The 24265-nt window shown below is 72.1% G+C and carries 13 protein-coding genes; 4 read left to right on the plus strand and 9 right to left on the minus strand.

Annotated features, from left to right (window positions below):
* The first annotated feature begins 88 nt into the window (after positions 1-88).
* Positions 89-2116, plus strand: a complete 2028-nt coding sequence (locus IE239_RS25505; protein ID WP_190151730.1) for an RICIN domain-containing protein — start codon at positions 89-91, stop codon at positions 2114-2116.
* Here IE239_RS25505 and IE239_RS25510 read toward each other — a convergent pair.
* The 8 genes from IE239_RS25510 to IE239_RS25545 form a co-directional block, all read right to left on the minus strand.
* Positions 2097-3062: an STM4011 family radical SAM protein gene (locus IE239_RS25510; protein WP_190151731.1), complete on the minus strand. Its 966-nt coding sequence runs from the start codon at positions 3060-3062 to the stop codon at positions 2097-2099. The two genes, IE239_RS25505 and IE239_RS25510, sit on opposite strands and share 20 nt — an antisense overlap.
* A 7-nt stretch (positions 3063-3069) precedes the next feature.
* On the minus strand, positions 3070-4470 hold the full coding sequence (locus tag IE239_RS25515) for an STM4012 family radical SAM protein (RefSeq protein WP_190151732.1): 1401 nt from the start codon (positions 4468-4470) through the stop codon (positions 3070-3072).
* Positions 4467-5324: an STM4013/SEN3800 family hydrolase gene (locus IE239_RS25520; RefSeq protein WP_190151830.1), complete on the minus strand. Its 858-nt coding sequence runs from the start codon at positions 5322-5324 to the stop codon at positions 4467-4469. Before IE239_RS25520 ends, IE239_RS25515 begins: the two co-directional genes overlap by 4 nt.
* A gap of 37 nt (positions 5325-5361) precedes the next feature.
* Positions 5362-6495, minus strand: coding sequence for an STM4014 family protein (locus IE239_RS25525; protein WP_190151733.1), 1134 nt, complete (start codon positions 6493-6495; stop codon positions 5362-5364).
* Entirely contained in the window at positions 6476-7432 is a 957-nt protein-coding gene (locus tag IE239_RS25530; protein ID WP_190151734.1) for an STM4015 family protein, read from the minus strand. The genes IE239_RS25525 and IE239_RS25530 overlap by 20 nt, the downstream gene beginning before the upstream one ends.
* A gap of 505 nt (positions 7433-7937) precedes the next feature.
* A complete protein-coding gene (locus tag IE239_RS25535; RefSeq protein ID WP_190151735.1) occupies positions 7938-8657 on the minus strand; it encodes an FAD binding domain-containing protein in 720 nt (239 codons plus the stop codon).
* A gap of 308 nt (positions 8658-8965) precedes the next feature.
* The gene (locus tag IE239_RS25540) at positions 8966-10117 is read right to left on the minus strand and encodes a M23 family metallopeptidase (protein WP_190151736.1); all 1152 of its coding nucleotides are present in this window, start codon (positions 10115-10117) and stop codon (positions 8966-8968) included.
* Positions 10118-10441: 324 nt separating this feature from the next.
* Positions 10442-13816: a pyruvate carboxylase gene (locus tag IE239_RS25545; RefSeq protein WP_190151831.1), complete on the minus strand. Its 3375-nt coding sequence runs from the start codon at positions 13814-13816 to the stop codon at positions 10442-10444.
* A gap of 572 nt (positions 13817-14388) precedes the next feature.
* On the opposite strand from IE239_RS25545, the gene IE239_RS25550 reads away from it, so the two are divergent.
* Positions 14389-19566: a family 43 glycosylhydrolase gene (locus IE239_RS25550; RefSeq protein WP_190151737.1), complete on the plus strand. Its 5178-nt coding sequence runs from the start codon at positions 14389-14391 to the stop codon at positions 19564-19566.
* Between the two features lie 159 nt (positions 19567-19725).
* On the opposite strand, the gene IE239_RS25555 is transcribed toward IE239_RS25550, so the two are convergent.
* Positions 19726-20409: a TetR/AcrR family transcriptional regulator gene (locus tag IE239_RS25555; protein ID WP_190151738.1), complete on the minus strand. Its 684-nt coding sequence runs from the start codon at positions 20407-20409 to the stop codon at positions 19726-19728.
* A 198-nt stretch (positions 20410-20607) separates the two neighbouring features.
* On the opposite strand from IE239_RS25555, the gene IE239_RS42340 reads away from it, so the two are divergent.
* On the plus strand, positions 20608-23427 hold the full coding sequence (locus tag IE239_RS42340; protein ID WP_229878307.1) for an amino acid permease: 2820 nt from the start codon (positions 20608-20610) through the stop codon (positions 23425-23427).
* Positions 23420-24247, plus strand: coding sequence for an SDR family NAD(P)-dependent oxidoreductase (locus IE239_RS25570; protein WP_190151739.1), 828 nt, complete (start codon positions 23420-23422; stop codon positions 24245-24247). The genes IE239_RS42340 and IE239_RS25570 overlap by 8 nt, the downstream gene beginning before the upstream one ends.
* Positions 24248-24265: the final 18 nt, after the last annotated feature.

Genomic DNA, 24265 nt, shown 5'->3' on the forward strand with positions numbered 1-24265 from the left:
GCCTGACCCGTGCCCGGGGGCCATCCCCTCCCGCCCGCACGGCAGGAGGGGGCCCACTACAGCGAACGCACCGCAGTTGGGAGCACACATGGCACGCCGTACCCGCAGCAGACGGACCCTCGGGGCCGCCGCACTCACCGCACTGGCCACCGGGGCCGCGCTCTTGAGCGTCCCCGTGCAGGCGCACGCCGAGGCCGCCGTCACGGTGACGCCGGACCCCTCGTACCAGCAGGAGAAGTTCGAGGGCTGGGGCACCAGCCTGGTCTGGTTCGCCAACGCCACCGGCGACTATCCCCCGGCGGTCCGGGAGAAGCTCGCCGAGCTGCTCTTCGGTGACGACGGCCTGGCGCTGAACATCGCCCGCTACAACATCGGCGGCGGCAACGCTCCGGACGTCAAGGACTATCTGCGGGCCGGCGGCGCCGTGCAGGGCTGGTGGAAGGCGCCCGCGGGCACCACCCGCGAGGACACCGACTGGTGGAGCGCGGACGACCCCGCCGACTGGAACCCCAAGGCCGACGCCACCCAGCGCTGGTGGGTGAACCGCATCAAGAAGGACATCACCCACTGGGAGGCGTTCAGCAACTCCCCGCCGTGGTTCATGACGCGGAGCGGTTACGTCTCCGGCGGGTTCGACGCCAACGCCGACCAGCTGAAGGCCGACTCCGTCGACGACTTCGCCGCCTATCTGGCGGGTGCGACGAAGCGGCTGGAGAAGGGCGAGGGCATCAAGGTCGACACCGTCGACCCCTTCAACGAGCCCAACACCGGCTACTGGGGCACCCGGCTCGGTGCGGACGGCCTGCCCGTCGGCGGCCGCCAGGAGGGCGCCCACATCGGCCCCGAGCTCCAGCAGAAGGTGCTCGCCGCGCTGGCGCCCGCGCTGAAGAAGGCGAAGGTCAAGGCCGGGATATCGGCGATGGACGAGACCAACCCGTCGATCTTCGCCACGAACTGGAACTCCTACTCGCAGAGCTCCAAGGACCTCGTGGACCAGATGAACGTCCACACCTACGGCACCGGACAGCGCACCACCGTGCGCGACCTCGCCAAGGCCGCCGACAAGCCTCTGTGGATGAGCGAGGTCGAAGGCGACTGGGGCGACGGGCAGAGCTTCACCGACATGCGTCCGGGCCTCGGGCTGGCCCAGCAGATGGTGAACGACCTGCGTGAACTGGAGCCCAAGGCCTGGGTGTTCTGGCAGCCGGTCGAGGACTACGACAACATGAAGCCGGGCGGCGAGTCCGCCAAGGGCGGCAACTGGGGCGAGATCCAGCTGCCGTTCAGCTGCACGAAGACGGACACCCTCAAGTCGTGCCCCATCTTCACGAACACCAAGTTCGACACGGCCCGCAACTTCACCCACTTCATCAAGCCCGGCGACAGGCTGATCAAGGTGGACGACACCTCCAGCGCCGCCGCGGTGACCAAGGGCGGCAAGGGCGTCTCGCTCGTCCACGTCAACTCCACCACCGCGGCCCGCACGGTCACCATCGACCTGTCCAAGTTCCGCAGCATCAAGGGCAACGCGACCGTCACCCCGACCGTGACCAGCGCCGACGGCAAGCTCAAGCAGCAGGCGCCGGTCGAGGTCGTGGACGGCAAGGCCACGTACACGGTCCCCGCGCAGTCCGTGACCTCCTTCGCCGTCAGGGGCGTCTCGGGAGTCGCGAAGAACGCCGGCCTGTTCAGCAAGGGCCACTCCTACACGCTGACCGGCGTGCAGAGCGGCAAGGCGGTCACCGTCGCGGCCGACGGCACGAGCCTGGTGATCGGGTCGGCGAACGGCAGCACGGCGCAGCAGTGGCAGCTCGACGCCCGGCACGGCGACAAGGGCGCCCGCCAGCGCTACGTCTTCGCCAACCCGGCCGAGGGCAAGCGCCTCGCCGTGCGCGACAACGTGCCGGTGGTCGAGCCCGACACCGGCAAGCGCGACCCCGCCACCGAGTGGATCATGTCGACCACCGGTGACGGCACGTGGACCCTGGTGAACGCGGCGACCGGACGGCTCCTCGAAGTCGGCGGCCAGGCGACGAACGAGGGCGCCGCGGTGACCACCTGGCAGGCCAACTCCGGCTCCAACCAGCGCTGGAGGGTCACGGACGTGACCCCGTAGCGTCCTGCAGGCCCGCTGTCTCCGCCCGTGTCGCGATCGTCGTGACGCGGGCGGAGTGCTGTGCGGGGGCGTGGGCGGCGGAGCCCTCCCCGACGGCGGGCGGCGGCGCGGCCGGGATGCGTTCCAGGACGCCGCCCGCGAAGACGTCGTACAGCGGGAGCGTCTCCAGGTGCACATAGCCGATGTGGCAGTCGCAGACGGCGAGCGGGCAGGCCCGGGGACGCAGGGCGGCGCGGTACGAGCCGTCGTAGAGGTTGCCGAGTTCGGCGCGGACGAAGTGGCAGCGGCGGACCGTGCCGTCCCCGTCGACCGAGATCACGGACTCGCCGGTACGGCAGGGCAGACCGGCGCTCGCGTGCGGGTGGCGGCTGTACGGGAAGAGCGGGTCGAGGGCGGTCCACCGGTCGGCCTCGGCGTCGTCGTAGACATGCCCCTCGGCGGCGTTGATCCACAGATAGACGTGGGCGGGCAGGTCGGCGCGCAGGCGGCGAGCCGCCTCGAGATGCCCGGGCAGACCGACGACGCCGACGCTGAAGCGGACGCCCCGGTCCGTCAGGTCCCGGCACTTGGCGAGGAAGCGGTCGTACGGCGTCTGGCCCGGGTGGTACGTGCACCACAGGGCCAGCGTGGCCGGGTCGGCCTCGGCGAGCCAGTCGGTGCGGCAGCTGAGGTTGGTCTGGATCGCGACGCGGCGGATGTGCGGGAGGCGGGAGAGGTCGGCCAGGGTACGCCGGTACCAGGAGCGGACCAGGCCCTCGCCCCAGGGGGTGAAGAGGAGGGAGAGCCGGTCGCCGGTCCGGGCCGCGGCCCAGGCGGCGAACCGTTCGAGCGCGGCCCGGTCGGCGCGCAGCTGCGCGGTCGAGTCGCGTCGCTTGGCGAACGGGCAGTAGGGGCAGTCGTAGTCGCAGGAGGCTAGCGGACCGCGGTAGAGCAGGGTCAGTTCCACGGCGGCCTCACTTGCGTTCGTAGGCGGCCATGGCGGTTCGCACGGCCGGGGAGAACAGGTCGGGGCCGACGGCGTCGGAGTGGGCGAGCCCTTCGGGGGTCAGCCGCACCAGTGTGGGGTCGTCGGTCAGCCACCCCCGGTCCGCGAACGCGGCGAGTTCGGGGCCGAAGTCCTCGGCGGGGGTGCTGCCGAAGCGGGCGCGGTAGTCGTCGACGCTCAGTCCCCCGGCCTGGAGCAGTGACTGCAGGAGGTGCCTGCGGCGGGACTCGTCGTGGGCCATCGGGTGGCCGACCTGGGCGTGTGCGAAGTCGGTCGTGCTCACGTAGTCGTCGATGATGCCGCGGATCTCGTGCATGCCGACCGCGTAGTCGAAGGAGTAGTGCAGTCCGGCCGTGTAGGAGCGGGCTCCGCAGCCGAGGCCGATCATGCCGTCGGTCTGGCAGGCGTGGTCGTCGGCGCCCTGGGGCGGCGCGTCGGCCCGGCGGAACATCCGCATGGACCGCTGGGTGTAGCCGTGCGCGAGGAGGTGGTCGCGACCGGTCCGGTACAGCGTCAGGCGCTGTTCGTCCCAGGCCGGGTCCGGGCCCGCCGTGGCCCGCCGGCCGAGACCGGTGAGGGGGCGGACGTAGAGCGGGTAGAGATAGAGCTCCTCGGGTCGCCAGGCCAGGGCCGCGTCCAGGGAGTGCAGCCAGCTCTGCTCGGTCTGGCCGTCGATGCCGTAGATGAGGTCGATGTTGAGGACCGGGATGCGCGCGTCGCGGATGCGGCCGAGGGCGCTCTCGACGGCGGCGCGGCGCTGCGGGCGCACGGCGGCCCTGGCCTCGGTCTCGACGAAGCTCTGGACGCCCAGGCTGAGCCGGGTGGCGCCGCGCTCGGCCAGGACGGCGAGGCGGTCGGCGGTGGCCGTCGCGGGCGAGGCCTCGACGGAGAGCGGGACCCCGCGCAGGTCGGCGCCCATGCGGTGCTCTGCGATGTCGCAGAGGCGCTCCAGCTCCCCGGCGGTGAGGAACGTGGGCGTGCCGCCGCCGAAGGCCGCGGTGGCGAACCGGACACGGTCCGTCTCCCCCAGCGCTTCCCGCACGGCTGTCGCCTGCCGTTCCAGGGCGTCCAGATAGGCGCCGGTCAGGCCGTCGGGGGCGCCGATGCGGGTGAAGAGGTTGCAGAAGCCGCAGCGGACCTCGCAGAACGGTATGTGCAGATAGAGGGAGAGCGCGTCCTTGGGCTCGGCCGCCCACAGTTCGCGCAGGGGCGGACGTTCGGGGAGCGGGCGGTAGGCGGTCTTGTGCGGATAGGCGTAGACGTAGTGCTGGTACGGGCTGACGCCGGTGGCCTGCTCGGAGGCGACCGGCTCGACGGTGGTCGGCCCGGGAACGGTCGGCTCGGGAACGGTCGGCTCGACGGTGGTCATCGGGTGGCCTCCCTCGGACGGGGGGCTCGGCCGCGGGGTGCGGGGTCGCCGGGGGCGGGGTCGAGGAAGAAGTGGGCGTACGGGACGGTCCACACGGACTCGTGGCCGAGCCGGTGACCGGTGTAGCCGTCGTCGCCGTAGGCGGTGCCGTGGTCGGAGCAGACGATCGCGAAGCAGCGGCGCCTGCTGCTCGCGGCGGCGAAGAGCCGTCCGATGTGCCGGTCCACGTACTCCAGCGCGGCGGCGTGCGTGGCGCGGCTGTCGCCCGCCTCGCGGGTGGCGCCGGGCAGGTGGAACCAGTTCGGCTGGTGCAGGGCGGAGACGTTCACGAAGAGGAACAGCTTCTTCGCGGACGGGAGTTCGCTTATCACGCGTTCCGCGCACGCGACCTGGTTCTCGAAGGAGCGGGGCGAGGTGACGCCGAACTCCGGTTCCCAGTGCGACTCGTGGAAGAGACCGGGCAGAACGGAGCCCAGGGGGCCCTGCCGGTTGAAGAACCCCACTCCCCCGATGCACGCGGTGTGATAGCCGTCCCGGGCCAGGCCCGAGACGACGTCGGGGGTGTCGTAGACATAGGTGCCGCGCGCGGTGGTCTCGCTGCCCGCGAAGCTCGCCGCGAACAGTCGCGGATGCGGTCCGGGGGCGGCCGGGGTGGGCAGGAAGCCGGCGAAGATCGCCTGATGGGAGGCGTAGGTGAAGCTGCCCGGGGCGTGCCGCTCCTCCCAGCGGCCGCCGGGCAGACGACGGGCCAGGTTCGGGATGCGTCCGGCCGCCGCCAGCTCCACGGCGACGTCGTGGCGCAGGGTGTCGAGCGTGACGAGGAGCAGGTCGTGACTGCCCACGACCTCGTTCATGTCCGGCCCGCTCGTATCCGGCCCGCTCGTGTCCGGCTCAGGCATGCGCTGTTCCTGTTCTCTGTGGTGCGAAGTCGCGCAGGACGGCTGCCACTTGCGTCGCGTACGTGTCGAGTCCTTCGGATCCGCTGCCGGGCAGACCCGTGAGCCCGGGCAGCAGATCGCCGAAGGCGTTGACCTCGCCGACCGCGGCCCTGCGCCAGCCGACGGCCGGCAGCAGGTCGACGCCGACGCACAGGGTGCGCGGGAAGCAGGCCGCGGCCCGCTCGCACACTCCCAGCACGTCGGCCCAGCGTGCGCCGGCCGCCTCGAAGGCCTGCCGTGCGGCCTGCACGTCACCCCGCCGGCCGCCCAGGTGGAGGTTGGTCAGCGGCGAGCGGCTGGTGCGGACCACCGCGTGGGTGGCACGGCCCGCCACCACCACGACCCTGAGGTCTGCCGCCCGGCCGTCCTGGGACGCCTTCGGCAGCCAGCGTTCGAGGTGCAGTCCGTCCGGGGCGAGTGCGTCGACGACGGCCGCGATGTCCTGTTCGCGTTCGTAGCGGCGCACTCTGAGGGAGTTGTACAGGCTGCCGTCCGCGGCGCGTGCCACGGAGGTGGTGGCCCTGATCCGGCCGCCGCCGCCCGACTCGACGGCCAGGACACCCGACGCGGAGGACCCGTGCGCGGGCTTCACGAACAGCCGGGACATCCGGTGCCCCCGCATCGCCGCGCGCACGTCGTCCCAGCCGCGCACGGCGATGCCCCGCGGGCCCGAGGTGGGGGAGGCGGGGACCGGGACGCCCGCCGCGTCGAGGACGGCGTGGCAGAGCCGTTTGTCGAACAGCACGGCCAGATCGCCGGGGTCGTCGAGGCGGACGCCGCCGCGCAGACCGCTCACCGCCGCCATGAAGCGGGCGTACCAACGGGCCGAGCCCTCGACCCTGGTGGGGTCCTGGGCGCCGCGCAGTATCCGGTCGGCCTCGGGGTTCTCGCCGGGCGAGTCGATCCGGACGATCTCGTCGTCGTCGAAGTCGCCTCCCCCGGCCCGGAGCACGTCTGTCCAGGCCACGACGCGCGGGGCGGGGAGACCGGCGGCGCGCACCGCGTCCGCGAAGAGGGCGACCCGGCGGTTCTCGGGGTTGCCGACCACCGCGAGACGTGGACCCCGCTCACTCCCCGACGGCGACATAGCCCAGCATTCCGCCCTCGTCGTCCTCGTCCTCCTCGGCGTCGCCCCGGTCGAGGTCGACCTCGACGCCGCCGCGTTCCAGGGTCTGGCGGACACGCTCCACGAAGGGCTCGCTCAGGTAGTGGTGGTGCAGATCGAGCTTCTTGAGGTGGGTGAGCGGCTGCCCGTCGAGCAGGGCGGCCGCGCCCTCGTCGGTCAGGACGCCCATGGAGAGGTCGAGCACCTCCAGCCGGGGCACCACGGGCGCGGACGCCACGGCCGCGGCCACGGCGTCCTGCATCTCGCTGTTGCGCAGGGCCAGATGGCGCAGGTTCGGCAGCCGGGCGCCGGACAGGATCGGCTCGAGGTCCGCGATCTCGCTGTCGCCGCCGTACTCCGGGGTGCCGAGCCACAGGTCGAGGTGGACCAGCGCGGGCAGGTCGCTGCCGCCGACCCCGCGCACGACCTCGGCGGGCAGTCCTCCGGTCTCGATCACGAGCCTGCGCAGCGAGCCGTGGCTCACGGCCGGGAACCGCAGCCCCGAACCGCCGCGCACGCCCAGTTCCTCCAACCGCGGGAACGCCGTGAGGAGGGGGGTGACGTCGGTCTGGTTGATCCAGGAGATCTCGCACTCCTCCACCACCATGTCGCCGAGGAACAGCGCCCGCAGTGCGGGGAAGCGGTCCCGGGCCGCCGTCAGCGCCTCGATGACGGAGGACGGGTCCGTGTCGTAGGCCTCCTCCCAGGCGCCGACGATCAGCGCCCGTACGCGGGTGGTGTCGACGGCGACGCAGAAGCGGGCGAACGCGTCCGTCCAGTTCTCCTCCGCGTCGTAGACGTCACCGGTGACACGCCATGCCACGGCGTCCGGTTCGACCGGCCGCGGCTGGTGCTCGGCGCCGGAGAACGCGTGGGCGGGGAGCCCGTGCAGCGCGTCGAGGTGGTGGCCGATGGTCATACGGCTGCTCCCGAGGAGAAGAAGTGTGCGGTCCGTGATGTGTCCGCAGTTCTACCAACAGGCACTGACAGCGCCCGTCGGCGGGGCTCGGTTCGGGGGCGCTGTCGGTGCCGGCCCTCGGGGTCGTGGTCATGGGGCCGGTGCGCGGTGCGTCCGACGGGAAGGGGAGGTCCGGTCACCGGCAGGGAGACGTGCCGACCGCGCCCGTCGCCGAGGAGGCGGGGCCGTCGCATGTCGCCCCGGCGCAGAGGGAGCGGCGGGCCCTGGGCGAGGTCACCGGGCACGCGGTGGCGCGGCGGCGTTGCGACGGCGACGAGGCCGTCGTCACGGTGGACGTCCTCGACTCGACGCCGGAGCCGGACGGGACGCGGCGAACCACGGGCCGCGGATGCCGCCGTCGGCCCGCACGGCGCGGACGGGGAGTCGTCCGGACGTCCGGGCCGGCCGCGGAGGCGTCCGCACAAGCGGTGCAGAGCGACGGCCCGGAGCGTCCCGTGGACGTGCCTCAGGCGGCGGCGCGGGCCAGCACGTCGGTGACCTCGCGGCGGAGGGCGTCCCACGCCGGGGCGGGCAGGGCGGCCGGCTCTGCGGCCGCCAGCGCCCGGAGGACCTGTTCGGCGTCGGGCCGGTACGGCGTGCTCTGGCTGTAGACCTCGTAGCCGTCGCGTACGGCCACGCGCAGCGTGCCGGGGGCGTCGCCGTCCGCGTGCACCGCCGCGGCGACGACGAGCGGCGGCGGCCCGCCCGCCTCGCTCTCGAGTTTGCGGTACCCGCTGGCCAGGGGCGTGCGCCAGCGCAGGGCGAGCAGCACATGGCGTTTCGCCAGCAGCTCTGCCAGGTCTGTCTCGTACACGCCGTCGGCCGTCAGGACGGTGGCGCGGGCGTCGAGCACGAGGGCTGCCGGGAGCAGACAGCGCAGGGTGCTGCCGACGATGTTGCCGCCCACCGTGGCCGCCCGGCGCACCGCGCCCGTGCCCACGCCCGAGGCCGCCCGGTGCAGCACCTCGGGCACGGTCGCGTCGACCCGGTGCAGCGGCACTGCCCCGCCCAGTTCCTCGGGGCCGACCGTGTTGGCCTCGGGCAGGTCGCGCAGCGACACGGCCTGCTCGGGGAAGCCGTCCCGCTGCCAGCCGGCCCACACCAGCGTGGCGCCGCCGACCGGCACCGCTCCGTCGGCCAGACATCGCTGCGCTTCGGATACCGAGGAGGGAAGACGCAACTGCACGACAACCGACCTGCCTTCCCTGGGAGTTCGGGGGAGGGCCGCGTCCGTGGCCGCTCCGGGTGATCAGTGGCAGAACGGATTCTGCCCCGGCGCGCGGGGGCGCGTACAGGGCACATGGCCGCACCGCGCGTCACGGGCCGGCGCGGCGCGGGAGGCTCCTCCGGTGCGCTGTTGCGACCTGTGCCCCAGACGCCGTGGGCCGCCCTGGGCCTCCGTGGGCCGCGGCCTCCTCGGGCCGCCCTGTGCGGTGACGGCCCCCGGTGTTCCGGGCGCCTCTGCCCCGTTTTCGGCTCTCGCCTCCCCGGTCGTCAGCCGTTCTGTGACAGCCAGGGCAGCGGGTCGGTGTAGTAGCCGTCGTAGATCACCTCGAAGTGCAGATGCGGGCCGGTGGACAGGCCGGTGGAACCGACCCGGCCGATCGGGGCGCCGGTCCGCACCGCCTGTCCGGCCGTGACCTGCAGCAGGGAGAGGTGGCTGTACGTCGTCTCCAGGCGTTTGCCGTCGACGAGGCCGTGGTCGACGACGACACGGTTGCCGTACGCCTTGGTCAGGGCCGCGAACACCACCCGGCCGTCGCGGGCGGCGGACACCTGGGCGGCCTCGGGCGCGCCGAAGTCCACCCCGGTGTGGAGTTTGGTGACGCCGGTGAGCGGGTGCTTGCGGGAGCCGTAGGGCGAGGTGACGGTGAGGGTGGTGGTGGGCGGCGCGAGGATCGCGTTCGCCGGGGCGGCGCCGCCGCTCGGGTCCTCCCGGTCGAAGTCCGCGTAGGCCGCGAACCGGGACTTCACCTCGCCGAGGTACGTCTCGGCCGCGGCCGGGACCTTGCCGGCCGCGGCCACGGCGTCCGTGCCGACCGCGTAGGCGGCGAGGGTGAGGTCCACGAGGTCGCCGTTGACGGCGCCGTCGGTCCTGAGCTCGGTGACCTTCCGGGCCAGCGAGCAGTCCTGGCGGCCGAGCGCCATGATCGCGTCGGCGGGGTCGTGCGGCGAGGAGTGCCCGTTGCCGTCGTCGTCCTTGCCCCAGGCGTGCCAGCCGGCGGCGGTGAACGCGGCGATGCCCTGCTGGCCGGAGGCGGTGCTCTCGTCGCTGAAGCCGGTGAGCTGGTCGATCTGGGCCGCGAGGACGGACGGGGTGACAACCGGACAGGCGTCGGCGGACCTGCGCAGCCAGGGGCCGTAGGTCGCGTTGACGCCGCCCACGGCGTCGTCCTGGGGGTCGGCCGCCGCGTCCTCGTCGCCGGGGAGCCCGCCGGTCAGCGCGAGGAAGCCGGCCACGGCGGAGAGGGTGAGCAGTGCGGGCAGCACCACGACGGTGAACAGGCCCGGACCACGCCGGCGGGGTTGTTCCGCGACCGTTCGCGGAGCGCTCTCGGTCTGCTGCGGAGGCTCTTCCGCTGTCTGCCGCGCAGGCTCTTCCGCGGTCTGCTGCCGAGGCGCCTCGACGGCCTGCTCCTCACTCATGCGGCGCGGTCCTGACGGCAGGTCACGGGACGCTGCGGGAAAGTGCGGTTGTTCACGAGCGGAGGGTATTCCCCGGCCCGCGGCACGTCACCGGACGGAAGGGCAGACCTGCTGCCCGTGCGGGCAACAACCTTTGCGGGGAAGCCTGTTCGGGGTCGCCGGAGAGTGCGGCGCACGGCCGGAGCGCGCGGCTGCGGCCCCGTCCGCACGCGGAGGCGACCACGCGTGTCGTGACGCCGGGCCACATCCGGGAACCGCACGGCCTGCCCGTGTGCGGCCGCCGCTGAGCGGCCGCCGGCGAGTGACCGCCGGCGGCCGTGCGGCTCAGTCGACGACGACGAGCAGGTCGCCGCCCTCCACCTGCTGGATGCGGTTGATGGCGAGCCTGCCGACCCGGCCGGCCTTCGGCGCGGTGATCGTGGCCTCCATCTTCATCGCCTCGATGGTGGCGATCGTCGCGCCGACCTCCACCTCGTCGCCCTCGGCGACCGCGAGGGTCACCACCCCGGCGAACGGGGCGGCGACGTGCCCGGCGTTGCCCCGGTCGGCCTTCTCGGTGACCGGGACGTCGGAGGCCGCCGCCTTGTCGCGGACCTGGATGGGCCGCAGCTGGCCGTTGAGGGACGACATCACGGTGCGCATGCCCCGTTCGTCGGCCTCGCCGACGGCCTGGAGCTCGATCAGGAGCCGGACGCCCGGCTCGAGGTCGACGCTGTACTCCGTGCCCGGGCGCAGACCGTAGAAGAAGTCCTTGCTGTCGAGCACGCTGGTGTCGCCGTAGGCCTGGCGGTGGTTGTCGAAGTCGCGCGTCGGGCCGGGGAAGAGCAGCCGGTTGAGGGTGGCGCGGCGGGTCTTCTCCAGGCCTTCGCGGTCCTCGGTGGTCAGCTCCTGGACCGGCTTGGCGTCCGCTCGGCCCTGGAGCGCCTTGCTGCGGAACGGCTCGGGCCAGCCGCCGGGCGGGGTTCCGAGTTCCCCGCGCAGGAAGCCGATGACGGAGTCGGGGATGTCGTAGCGGTCGGGCGACGTCTCGAAGTCCCGCGGGTCCACTCCGGCTCCGACCAGGTGCAGGGCGAGATCGCCGACCACCTTGGAGGACGGGGTGACCTTGACCAGATGGCCGAGGATGCGGTCGGCGGCGGCGTACATCGCCTCGATGTCCTCGAACCGGTCGCCGAGGCCGAGCGCGACGGCCTGGGTGCGCAGGTTGGAGAGCTGTCCGCCGGGGATCTCGTGGTGGTAGACGCGTCCGGTCGGTGAGGCCAGGCCCGCCTCGAAGGGGGCGTAGATCCGGCGGACGCCCTCCCAGTAGGGCTCCAGGTCTCCGACGGCCTGGAGGTCGAGGCCGGTGGGCCGCTCGGAGTGGTCGGTCGCGGCGACGATCGCCGACAGGGAGGGCTGCGAGGTCGTCCCCGCCATGGAGGCCACGGCGCCGTCGACGGCGTCCGCGCCGGCCTGGATCGCGGCGAGGTAGGTGGCGAGCTGGCCGCCCGCCGTGTCGTGGGTGTGCAGATGCACCGGCAGGTCGAACTCGCGGCGCAGCGCCGAGACGAGCTTGGCGGCGGCCGGGGCGCGCAGCAGGCCCGCCATGTCCTTGACGGCCAGGACGTGGGCGCCGGCCTCGACGATCTGCTCGGCGAGCCGCAGGTAGTAGTCGAGGGTGTAGAGGCGCTCGTTCGGGTCGGACAGGTCGGAGGTGTAGCAGAGGGCGACCTCGGCGACCGCGGTGCCCGTCTCGCGCACGGCGTCGATGGCGGGCCGCATCTGGCCGACGTCGTTGAGCGCGTCGAAGATGCGGAAGACGTCGATGCCGGTGGCGGCGGCCTCCTGGACGAAGGCGTCGGTGACCTCGGTGGGGTACGGGGTGTAGCCGACGGTGTTGCGGCCGCGCAGCAGCATCTGAAGGCAGATGTTGGGGACGGCCTCGCGCAGGGCGGCGAGCCGCTCCCACGGGTCCTCGGCGAGGAAGCGCAGGGCGACGTCGTAGGTGGCGCCGCCCCAGCACTCCAGGGACAGCAGCTGGGGCAGGGTGCGGGCGACCAGCGGCGCCGAGGCGAGCAGGTCCTTGGTCCGCACGCGGGTGGCGAGCAGGGACTGGTGGGCGTCGCGGAAGGTGGTGTCGGTGACGCCGATGGTCGGCGACTCGCGCAGCCAGCGGGCGAAGCCCTCGGGGCCGAGGTGGACCAGACGCTGGCGGGAGCCCGCGGGCGGCTCGCCCGTCGGCGTCTCGGGCAGCTTGGCGGTCGGGTCGATCAGCTGGGGCCGCTCGCCGTGCGGCTTGTTCACCGTGACGTCGGCGAGGTAGGTGAGCAGTTTGGTGCCGCGGTCGGCCGACGAGCGGGCGGTGAGCAGGTGGGGCCGCTGCTCGATGAACGACGTGGTGACGCGGCCGGCCTGGAAGTCGGCGTCGTCGAGGACGGCCTGCAGGAACGGGATGTTGGTGGCCACGCCGCGGATGCGGAACTCGGCGACGGCGCGCCGGGCCCGGCCGATCGCGGTCGGGAAGTCGCGGCCCCGGCAGGTGAGTTTGACCAGCATCGAGTCGAAGTGGGCGCTGATCTCCGTGCCCGCGTGGGTGGTGCCGCCGTCGAGGCGGATGCCGGAGCCGCCCGGGGAGCGGTAGGCGCTGATCCGTCCGGTGTCGGGGCGGAACCCGTTGGCGGGGTCCTCGGTGGTGATGCGGCACTGCAGGGCCGCGCCGTGCAGGGCGACCGTCTCCTGCGACAGGCCGAGGTCGGCGAGGGTCTCGCCGGAGGCGATGCGCAACTGGGCCTGGACCAGGTCGACGTCGGTGACCTCCTCGGTCACCGTGTGCTCGACCTGGATGCGCGGGTTCATCTCGATGAAGACGTGGTTGCCGACGGGGTCGAGGAGGAACTCGACGGTGCCGGCGTTGCGGTAGCCGATCTGCCGGGCGAAGCGGACCGCGTCGGCGCAGATCCGCTCGCGCAGCTCCGGGTCGAGGTCGGGCGCGGGGGCCATCTCGATGACCTTCTGGTGGCGGCGCTGCAGCGAGCAGTCCCGCTCGAAGAGGTGGATCACGTTGCCCTCGCCGTCGGCGAGGATCTGCACCTCGATGTGGCGGGGGTCGACGACGGCCTTCTCCAGGAAGACGGTGGGGTCGCCGAACGCGGAGGCGGCCTCCCGCGAGGCCGCCTCGATGGACTCGCGCAGCACGGCCGGGTTCTCCACCCGGCGCATGCCGCGTCCGCCGCCGCCCGCGACCGCCTTCACGAACACCGGGAAGCCGATCTCCTCGGCGGCCCGGACCAGTTCGTCGACGTCGTTGGAGGGCGCGGACGAGCCGAGGACGGGCACGCCGGCCGCGCGGGCCGCGGCCACCGCGCTGGCCTTGTTTCCCGTCAGTTCCAGGGTGCGGGCGTCGGGACCCACGAAGGTGATGCCCGCCTCCTCGCAGGCGCGGGCGAGTTCGGGGTTCTCGGAGAGGAACCCGTAGCCCGGGTAGACGGCGTCCGCGCCCGCCCGTCGCGCGGCGCCGACGATCTCCTCGACGGAGAGGTAGGCGCGCACGGGGTGGCCCGGCTCCCCGATCTCGTACGCCTCGTCGGCTTTGAGCCGGTGCAGCGAATTGCGGTCCTCGTGCGGAAAGACGGCGACCGTGCGCGCGCCCAGCTCATAGCCGGCGCGAAACGCACGGATCGCGATCTCACCACGGTTGGCGACCAGCACCTTGCGGAACATCGTGGACCCCTTCAGCCTGCCGGTGACGGACCCATCGTGGCGGCGGGTGACCGCGTTGGCCATGTGAGTCGGGCCACTCACCGCAAGTCTCGCTCGATCGGACCGCCCGCGGTGACCTCACGCGGCCGGCCCCAGGAGTACGTTCCGACCGAAACCGACACGGAAACCGGCGTTGACACCGCCGCCGACGTCGACAGTCACGCTGACGTCGACAGTGACTCCGACACCGGCACCTACACCGCCGTCGACGTCGCCACCGACGTCGAAGCTGACGGCGCGTCGGCCGGCACGGTGCGCTGCGCCCCGCGCGAGCGTCCTGAGTCCGATGACGAGTGCGCGGGGGGGGGGAGTGCGCGTTCGCCACGGCGTCAACTCGCCCGTACGGCCCGATGTCCCGGACGAAGGACCCCGGCTCGACCGGACCGTGACCACACTGCTCACCCGCCGTGACGCCGTCTCCCGCAACTGATGGTTCGACCTGTCGGACATTGTTCGAGAAGTCTTGACGCGGCCATGCACACCGTTTGACACTCCTGCAACATCACGTCACACGGTTGAAACGGCGGTCCCCCATGGCGCACAGACACAGACTCCGCGACCGCACGCGACACGGGGCAGGACAACTGGCCGCACTGACCGCCGTGTCCCTGCTCGTGGGCCTGGCCGGGACGGCGGTTCCCGCGCGGGCCACGGAGGCCGCCGACGTCACCGCCGGTCTGGCCCTCTGGTACAAGTTCGACGGGGCCTCCGGCACGACGGTCCCCGACGCCTCCGGCCACGGGCTGAACGGAACGGTCAACGGCGCCGCCGACTTCTCCTCGTCGGGCCAGGGTCTCTCCTTCAACGGCTCGGACACCTACGTCAAGGTGCCGAACGACGTGATGAAGGGCATGACGTCGATCAGCGTCTCGATGGACGTGAAGATGGACGCGGCCCAGGCCACGCCCTACTTCCTCTACGGCTTCGGCAACACCAGCGGGGGCAGCGGCAACGGTTACCTGTTCGCCACGGGCAACTCCCTGCGCACCTCGATCGCCACCGGCAACTGGTCGACCGAGCAGAACACCAAGCCCGCCGACTCCCACAACCTGACCCGCGCCGTGTGGAAGCACCTCGCGTACACCCAGACCGGCACCACGGGCGTGCTGTACGAGGACGGCGTGGAGGTCGCCCGCAACACGTCGGTGACGATCACCCCCGGCGCGATCGGCGCGGGCACGACCACGGCCAACGCCATCGGCAAGTCCGTCTACTCGGGCGACCGGCTCTTCAAGGGCAGCATGCGCGACTTCCGTGTGTACGACCGGGCGCTGGACGCCGGGGAGGTCGAGCAGCTCTCCCTGCCCGTCGCCACCCAGGGCGTCGCGGACGACAAGGCGGCCCTGGACCTCGGTGACACGAGCGCCGTCACCGCCGACCTGACCCTGCCGACGACCGGCCCGGCCGGCGGCTCCCTGATCACCTGGTCCAGCGACGACACCGACGTGGTGTCCGACACGGGCAAGGTGACCCGGCCCGCCGCGGGCGAGCCCGACGGTCACGCCACGCTCACCGCGACCCTGAAGAAGGGCTCCGTCTCCGCCACCCGGACCTTCGACGTCACGGTCCTGCCGGCCCTCGACGACAAGGCCGCCACCGAGCAGGCCGCCAAGACCCTCGTCGTCCACAACCTGGACGACGCGCGCGGCAACCTCACCCTTCCCGCGACGGGCGCGTACGGCACCACCGTGACCTGGTCCTCCGCGAACGAGGACGTCGTCTCCTCCGACGGCGTGGTCCACCGCCCCGCGCACGGCGCCGGCGCCACCACGGCCGGCCTGACCGCGACCGTGGCCAAGGGCGACGCGAGGACGACCCGCACGTTCACCGCGAAGGTGCCCGAACTCCCCGTGAAGGAAGCCCTCAAGGGCTACATGTTCAGCTACTTCACCGGCGAGGGCACCGCGGACGGCGAACAGCTCTACGCCGCGCTCAGCAAGGGCGACGACCCGCTGAAGTGGCGGGAGCTCAACGACGGCAAGCCCGTCCTGACCTCCACGCTCGGCGAGAAGGGCCTGCGCGACCCGTTCATCATCCGCTCCCCCGAGGGCGACAAGTTCTACCAGATCGCCACCGACCTGAGGATCTACGGAAACGGCGACTGGGACCGCTCGCAGCGCAGCGGCAGCAAGTCCATCATGGTGTGGGAGTCCACCGACCTCGTCCACTGGACGGACCAGCGCCTCGTGAAGGTCTCCCCGGACAGCGCCGGCAACACCTGGGCGCCGGAGGCGTACTACGACTCGAAGCTGGGCCAGTACGTGGTGTTCTGGGCGTCGAAGCTGTACGACAACCCCGCGCACTCCGGCGACACCTACAACCGGATGATGTACGCCACCACCCGTGACTTCTACACCTTCAGCGAGCCCAAGGTCTGGGTCGACCGCGGCTACTCGGTCATCGACTCCACGGTCATCCAGCACGACGGAACGTACTTCCGCCTGTCGAAGGACGAGCGCAACAACAGCTCCTCCACGCCCAACAGCAAGTTCGTCTTCGAGGAGAAGAGCGACTCTCTGCTGAACCTCTCCTGGACCGCGGTCGCCGAGGGCATCGGCAAGGGCGCGATGAACGCGGCCGAGGGACCGCTGGTCTTCAAGTCCAACACCGAGGACAAGTGGTACGCCTTCCTGGACGAGTTCGGCGGCCGCGGCTACATCCCGTTCGAGACGAAGGACCTCGCCTCCGGGGTCTGGACCCCGTCCACCGGCTACGACCTGCCGTCGAAACCGCGCCACGGAACCGTCCTGCCGGTCACACAGGCCGAGTACGACCGGCTGCTGCGCGCCTACCAGCCGGACCAGATCGTCACGGGCGTCGAGGACGTGCCGGTGAAGACGCGGATCGGCGAGGCCCCGGTGCTGCCCGCCACCGTGATCGCCACGTACGCCGACGGCGCGAAGCGGCCCGTCGGCGTCACCTGGGAGAACGTGGCGGCGTCGCAGTACGCGCAGGCCGGCTCCTTCACCGTGAAGGGCGATCTGCCCGGCGACGCGGCGATCCAGGTCCACGCCGAGGTCACCGTCTCCACCGAGGGCCCGGACGTCCCCGCCGACCTGCTCCTGCACTACGGCTTCGACGAGAACGGCGGCAACATCGTCCGTGACTCCAGCGGCCACGGCTACCACGGCGCCTACGTCCGTACGCCCGCCTTCGGGACCGGCGTCCACGGCGGCTCGTTCAAGATGTCCGGCGGCTCCAGCACCTCCGACTCGCCGTACGTGAAGATCCCGGGCGGGGTGCTCAAGGACGTGAACAGCGTCACCGTCTCCACGTACGTCAAGTGGAAGGGCGGCGACAACTTCCAGTGGCTGTTCGGGCTCGGCCCCGACAGCGACAGGTACCTGTTCGCCACCCCCTCCAACGGCAGCGGCAAGCTGTTCTCCGCGATCACCAAGGCCACCTGGTCCGGCGAGAAGCAGATGATCGGCGGCTCGCAGCTCACCCCGGGCGTGTGGAAGCACCTCACCGTCACCCTGGACGGAGCGACTCAGACGGCGGTCCTGTACGTGGACGGCGCCGAAGCCGCCCGTGTGAACGGCGTCACCGTCAAGCCGTCCGAGCTGTACGACGCGGCCAAGGACGCGTCGGGCTACATCGGCAAGTCCCTGTACGCACCGGACCCGTACTTCGCCGGCGAGGTCGACGACTTCCGGATCTACAACCGCGCCCTGACCCCCGCCGAGGTGCTCGAACTCGCCGGCAACACCACCGGCATCGCCGCGGCGACCCACCCGGCGCTCAAGGTGGACGCGCTGATCGACGACAAGGACAGCACGGTCGTCCTGCCGCTGACCGAGGGCAGTGACGTCACCGCCCTGGCGCCGCAGTTCACCCTGGCCCACGGCGCGGGCATCAGCCCGGCCTCCGGCGCCCTGCGCGACTTCAGCAAGCCGCAGACCTACGAGGTGACCGGCTCCGACGGCAAGAAGCGCACCTGGACCGTGTCGGCGCTGATCATGAAGAGCCCGGTCCTGCCGGGGCTCAACGCCGACCCGAACATCGTCCGCTTCGGCGACACCTTCTACATGTACCCGACCACCGACGGCTTCGACGGCTGGAGCGGCACGCAGTTCAAGGCCTGGTCCTCGACCGACCTGGTGCACTGGACCGACCACGGCGTCATCCTCGACCTGGGGCCGGACGTGAGCTGGGCGGACAGCAGGGCCTGGGCGCCCACGATCGCCGAGAAGAACGGCAAGTACTACTTCTACTTCTGCGCCGACGCCAACATCGGCGTCGCCGTCTCCGACTCCCCCACCGGCCCCTTCAAGGACGCCCTCGGCAAGCCCCTGCTGAAGGCGGGCCAGTTCCCCGGCCAGATGATCGACCCGGCGGCCTTCACCGACGACGACGGCCGGTCGTACCTGTACTTCGGCAACGGCCACGGGTACGTCGTCCCGCTGAACGCCGACATGACCTCGATCGACACCGCGAAGGTCAAGGACATCACCCCGAGCGGCTACAACGAGGGCGCCTTCGTCGTCAAGCGCAAGGGCGTCTACTACTTCATGTGGTCGGAGAACGACACCCGGGACGAGAACTACCGCGTCGCCTACGCCACCGGCCCCTCCCCCAGCGGCCCGTGGACCGAGCGGGGCGTGATCCTGGAGAAGGACCTCTCCCTCGGCATCAAGGGCACCGGGCACCACTCGGTGGTCCAGGTGCCGGGCACGGACGACTGGTACATCGCCTACCACCGCTTCGCGATCCCCGGCGGTGACGGCACCCACCGCGAGACCACCGTCGACAAGCTGGAGTTCGACGCCGACGGTCTGATCAGGAAGGTGGCGCCCACCCTCACCGGCGTCGACCCGGTCACGATCGTCCACGCCGGACCGGACGCCCGGGGCGTGGAGGGCTCCGCGATCGCCCTGAACGGCACGCTCTCGGGGGCGGGCGGCGCGCAGTGGACGGTCCAGAAGGGCGCGCCCTGCACGGTCGCGGCCCCGACCGCCGCCCGCACGTCGGTCACCTGCACCGACGACGGAACATTCACCCTCACCCTGACCGGCGGCCGCAGCACCGACACGGCCGTCGTCACCGTGGCCAACGCGGCGCCCTCGATCACCTCCGCCGCCGGTCCGCCCTCCCCGCTGGCGGTCGGCCGGCGGGCGGTCGTCACCGCCCGGTTCGCCGACCCGGGCGCCCGAGACACCCACACCTGCACCGTCGACTGGAAGGACGGCGGCAGGCCGGCCGCCGGCACGGTCACCGCGACCGGCTGCCGCGCCGAACACGTCTACAGGGCGGCGGGCGTCTTCCGTCCCGTGATCACCGTCAAGGACGACGACGGCGGCACGGGCACCACGACGCTGCCCGAGGTGATCGTGTACGACCGGGCGGCCGGGCCGCTGGTGGGCGCGGGCCTCTCCGCGTCCCGCGGCAAGCCGTTCTTCTCCGTCTCGGCCGGGTATCTGCCGGGGGCCAACGCCCCGGCCGGCGCGGTCACGTTCACCCTGAAGCCGGCGTCGCTGAAGTTCCGGTCCGGCCATCTCGACTGGCTCGTGGTGTCCGGCAACCGGGCCGTCCTCCAGGGCTCCGGCACCGTCAACGGCAAGAGCGGCTACAGCTTCCGCGTCACCGCCACGGACGGCCCGGACACCTTCCACATCACGATCTGGAAGACGTCCGGCGGGAAGGTCGTCCACGACACCGGCGTCATCACCAGGATCGCCGGCGTGATCACGGTCGGACTGCGCCACCGCTAGAGAAGAAGCCTGGCACGTGGTCGTGCCGGGCAGTCGAGGTCATGGGCCCCTGCCTACGCAGGGGCCCATGTCTTTGCGCCCTCCCGGCCGGAGTTCCCGAGGGTGTCAGGGGCGTCCGCCACACCAAGGCCCGTGATCCGGTGATCCGGTGATCCCGCGTCAGGTCACGGCCTTCGGCGGTTGCGCGGCGACGGGGCTTCCGTTCTTCGCCTGGAAAACCGCCTCGGCGAGCAGTTGGATGACCTGCTCGGGCTGTGTGCCCTCGGGATCGGCGAGCCAGGCGAGCGCCAGGCCGTCGAACGTGACGGCCACGAACTGCGCGACCGCGGCGGCCCGCCCGGGCTCGACGTCCGCGAGGACCGGGGCGAGGGCGTGTGCCGCCAGATCGCGGTAGCTGCCGTACTGCTGCCGGGCCAGCTCGCGCATCGACGGGTTGCGCAACGCGAGCGCGGTGAGTTCGTAGTACCCGAGTTGGGTGCCCGGGTCGTCGCCGGACACCTCGGCCCAAGCGGCCCGCAGGCCCGCCCGCAGGTCCTCGATCGTCGCGCCGCCGTCCGGCCGGTCGCCCATGGCGACGGACCTGTCCAGCCGCTCGACCATCGAACGGACCACGTCCTGGAGAAGTTCGTTCTTGTCGGCGAACCAGTAGTGGACGGTGCCCTGTGGGACGCCGGCCTCCTCGGCGATCTTGCGGGTGGTCGCCGCCGCGACCCCCTCCCGGCCGATGACCCTGACGGCCGCCTCGACGAGTTCCTCGCTCGTGGCGCGTTGCGCGCGACGACGCCTGCTCGGCGATTCCCGGGATTCGAGAGGTCCGGCGGGTCCGGCGGGTTCGGCGCTCATGGGCCTCAGTTTCGCACAGCGTCTCGCTTTGGTCACACGACCAAGATATCTGGTCACGCGACCAAAAGCGGCGTACGCTCGCAGCTCACCAACCCACCGAGAGCAGGAAGAGGAGGAACCGTGGGCACCGATAGACCAGGCGAACGTTCTGAGCAGGTCGCGGACGAGGCCCGAGCGGGCTCGGGCCGAACGCGTCGCGTGCTGTCCACCCGTCGGGTGGTCTTCCTTGTCATCGCCGCCGCGGCCCCCATGGCGGCGATCGCGGGCAACGCGCCCCTCGCGCTCGTGCGCGGCAACGGAATCTCGCTGCCCGCCGCGTACGTCCTGGCGGCCGTGGTCCTGTTGTGCTTCGCCGTCGGCTACTCGGCGATGAGCAAGCGCGTGGTCAACGACGGCGCGTTCTACGTCTTCGTCGCCCGTGGGCTGGGCAAGCCGGCCGGTACCGCGACCGCGTACATCGCGGCGCTGGGCTACCTGTCGCTCTCGGTCGGGATGGCCGCGGTGTTCGGGTACTTCACCTCGCTGGTCTTCGCCCAGTCCGGCCTGGACGTCCCGTGGGGCGTGTTCACCGCGCTCGGGGTGGTCGTCGTGACGGCGTTCGGGCACCGCAGCGCGGACGTCTCGGCGCGGTTCCTCGGCTTCCTCATGGTCCTGGAGTTCGCGGTCCTCCTCGTCCTCGACGTCCTCGTCGTCGGGCACAAGGGCGGCGCCGCGTTCCCGGCCGAGTCGTTCTCGGCCGGCCAGCTCTTCGGCGGCTCGATCGGCATCGCGCTGATGTTCGCCTTCACGAGTTTCGTGGGCTTCGAGTCGGCGGCGCTGTACGGCGAGGAGACCAGGGATCCGGCCCGCAGCATCCCGCGCGCGCTGTACATATCGGTGATCTCGATCGCCGTCTTCTATGTGCTCACCGCCTGGGTCGTGATCGGCGGCGCCGGCGGCGCCGCGGCGCCCGAGCGGGCCCGCAAGGACCTGGGCAACCTGGTCTTCACCCTCGCCGAGCAGTACGGCGGGACGGCGCTGCTGGACGCCGCGGCCGTGCTGCTGTGCACGAGCGTCCTCGCGTCCTGGATCGCGCTGCACAACGCGGCGAGCCGCTATCTGTTCGCCCTCGGCTGGGAGCAGGTCGCGCCCCGTGCGCTCGGCCGCTACCACCCGGTGCACCGCAGTCCGCACATCGGCAGCGCGGTCGTCACCGCGGTCACGGTCGCCGTCGTCGGCACACTGGGCCTGGCGGGCGCGGACCCCTACGAGACGATCGCCGCCGCCGTCGTCGGCATGGGCACGCTGTCGATCGTCCTCGTGCAGGCGTTCACGGCGCTGGCGGTCACGGTGTTCTTCCGCGGCCGCGGCGACCGGCGGCTGTTCTCCGGCGTCGTCGCCCCCGTCGTCGGGACGCTCGGGCTGGGGACGGCCTTCGTCCTGGCCTCCACCAACTACGCGACCCTGACCGGCTCGGACGACGTGCTCATCCACCTCGTGCCGGTACTCATCGTCGCCACGGCGGTCGCCGGCGTCCTCGCCGCGCTGCGGCTGCGGACCCGCCGTCCGCTCGCCTACACCCAGCTGGCCGACGCCCGGAACCGGCACCGCCCCGACGCGCGCGCACCGCACGAACGGCCGACGTACACGCGGCGCTACTGCGTCGTCGGCGCCGGGCCGTCAGGGATGATCATGGCCCGCAACCTGTTGCGCGAGGGCGTCCCGTTCGACTGGTACGAGCGCAACCCGGACTTCGGCGGAATCTGGGACCCCGAGCACACGGGCAGCCCGATGTACGACAGCTGCCACTTCATCAGCTCCAAGTACACCAGCGGCTTCTACGGCGCCCCCATGCCGGCGCACTTTCCCGACTACCCGGGCTGGCGGGAGATCCGCGACTACATCAGGGACTTCGGCCGGCAGTACGACCTCTACCGGCACGTCCGCTTCGGCACGGAGGTGACGTCCGCCGAGTCCATCGCCGGTGACCGGTGGCGGGTCACGCTGTCCGACGGCACGGTCCACGAGTACGACGGACTCGTCGTCTGTCCCGGCGTCACCTGGCACCCCAACGAGGTCGCGCTGCCCGGCCGGGACGTCTTCCGCGGCACGGTGCGGCACTCGGTCACCTTCCGCGACGGTCTGGAGTTCCGCGGCAAGCGGGTGCTCGTCGTCGGCGCCGGCAACTCCGGGGTCGACATCGCCTGCGACGCCGCCCGGCACGCGGACACGGCGTACCTGTCGGTCCGGCGCGGTTACCGGTTCGTGCCCAAGCACGTCGCGGGGCTGCCGACCGACGCGCTGCTCGCCGGGAAGCTCGATCCGCCGAAGGGCCTCGTGCTCTCCAGCGACGTCAACACCCTGCTCGACACGCTCGTCGGCGACCTGACCCGTCTCGGGCTGCCGGCGCCGGACCACGACGCGCTGAGCAGCCACCCGATCATGAACACCCAGGTGCTGCACTACCTGGCGCACGGCGACCTGGTGGCCAGACCCGACGTCGCCCGGCTCACCGAGACCGGGGTGGTGTTCGCCGACGGCAGCGAGGCGGAGGTCGACGAGATCGTTCTCGCGACCGGCTACGAGTACCGGATGCCCTTCCTCGACCCCGGGCTGCTCGAGTGGAAGCACGGCCATCCGCAGCTGTACCTCAACGTCTTCTCGCGCGAGCTGGACTCCCTGTACGTGCTCGGGTTCGTCGAGTTCGCGGACGCCGCCTACAAGCGGTTCGAGGAGATGGCCCAGCTCATCATGATCGACATCAACGCCCGCGAGACAGGCGTCCGCAAGGACGAGCTGACCCGGCTCAAGCGCTCCGACACCCCGGACCTGCGCGGCGGCGTGACGTACCTCGACAGCCCGCGCCACACGAACTACGTGGAGCGCTCGACGTACATGGCCTATCTCGCGCAGCTCCGCGACCGGTTCGGCTGGCACGACGTCGACGACCACACCTTCGACGCCCTGCGCACCGGCGCGCCCTCCGCCTCCGCGTCGACCTCCACGTCCGAACCGCCGAAGGAGCCCAGCCATGTCTGACCGTCCCGCCCTCGCCCTCGTCACCGGCGCCGCCGGCGGGATCGGCGAAGCCGTCTGCGGCCGGCTCGCCGCGCGGGGCCGCGTCCCCCTGTGCGTCGAGCGCGACGGGACACTCGCCCGGAAGGCGGCACTCGCCGCCGGAGCGGACGCCGTCCCCGTCGCCTGCGACCTGTCCGACCGGGACGCCGTCGCCGCGCTCTGCGCGCGGATCGAGGACGAGTGGGCCGACCGGCTGGACCTGGTCTTCCTCAACGCCGGCGTGATCGTCCCCGGAGACGTCGTCGACTCCTCGGCGGCCGCCCTCCGGCTGCAGCTCGACGTCATGCTCGGATCCGTCATGGAACTCGCGGCGGCCGCGGCCCGCGCCATGAAGGCGCGCGGCCGGGGACACATCGTCGCCACGGTGTCCATGGGCGGCATCCTCGCCCTTCCCGGGTCGGCGGCCTACTCGGCGGCCAAGGCGGGGCTGCGCGCCTATCTCGCCGCGCTGAACGCCGAGTTGCGCGGCACCGGCGTCGCGGTCAGCGGCGTCTACCCGAGCGCCGTCGACACCCCGATGCTGCTCCACGAGGCGACGCACGACGGCAGCCTGCTCAACTTCCTCGGGAAGGTGAGCACGGCCGACGACGTCGCGGACGTCTTCGAACGCGCACTGCGCAAGCGCCGGCTCGAGCACTACCTGCCGTACGGCGACTCGGTCACGTGCCGGATCCTCGAGTCGGTCCCGTGGCTCGTGCCGCGGATCCTCGGCCCGGCGGAGGCGGTCGGACGACGCGGACGCGCCAGGTACCTGTCCCGCAAGGGGATTCCGCAGGGCTGACACCGCGGCCCCCGGCCC

This window comes from Streptomyces humidus (assembly GCF_014649655.1).
Taxonomy (GTDB): Bacteria; Actinomycetota; Actinomycetes; order Streptomycetales; family Streptomycetaceae; genus Streptomyces; species Streptomyces humidus.

Excerpts from the sequence above, each read along its gene's own strand:
- IE239_RS25505 (WP_190151730.1), top strand. The coding sequence starts at position 89 with ATGGCACGCCGTACCCGCAGCAGACGGACCCTCGGGGCCGCCGCACTC.
- IE239_RS25515 (WP_190151732.1), bottom strand. The coding sequence starts at position 4,470 with ATGACCACCGTCGAGCCGACCGTTCCCGAGCCGACCGTTCCCGGGCCG.
- IE239_RS25520 (WP_190151830.1), bottom strand. The coding sequence starts at position 5,324 with ATGAACGAGGTCGTGGGCAGTCACGACCTGCTCCTCGTCACGCTCGAC.
- IE239_RS25525 (WP_190151733.1), bottom strand. The coding sequence starts at position 6,495 with ATGTCGCCGTCGGGGAGTGAGCGGGGTCCACGTCTCGCGGTGGTCGGC.
- IE239_RS25530 (WP_190151734.1), bottom strand. The coding sequence starts at position 7,432 with ATGACCATCGGCCACCACCTCGACGCGCTGCACGGGCTCCCCGCCCAC.
- IE239_RS25540 (WP_190151736.1), bottom strand. The coding sequence starts at position 10,117 with ATGAGTGAGGAGCAGGCCGTCGAGGCGCCTCGGCAGCAGACCGCGGAA.
- IE239_RS25545 (WP_190151831.1), bottom strand. The coding sequence starts at position 13,816 with ATGTTCCGCAAGGTGCTGGTCGCCAACCGTGGTGAGATCGCGATCCGT.
- IE239_RS25550 (WP_190151737.1), top strand. The coding sequence starts at position 14,389 with ATGGCGCACAGACACAGACTCCGCGACCGCACGCGACACGGGGCAGGA.
- IE239_RS25555 (WP_190151738.1), bottom strand. The coding sequence starts at position 20,409 with ATGAGCGCCGAACCCGCCGGACCCGCCGGACCTCTCGAATCCCGGGAA.
- IE239_RS25570 (WP_190151739.1), top strand. The coding sequence starts at position 23,420 with ATGTCTGACCGTCCCGCCCTCGCCCTCGTCACCGGCGCCGCCGGCGGG.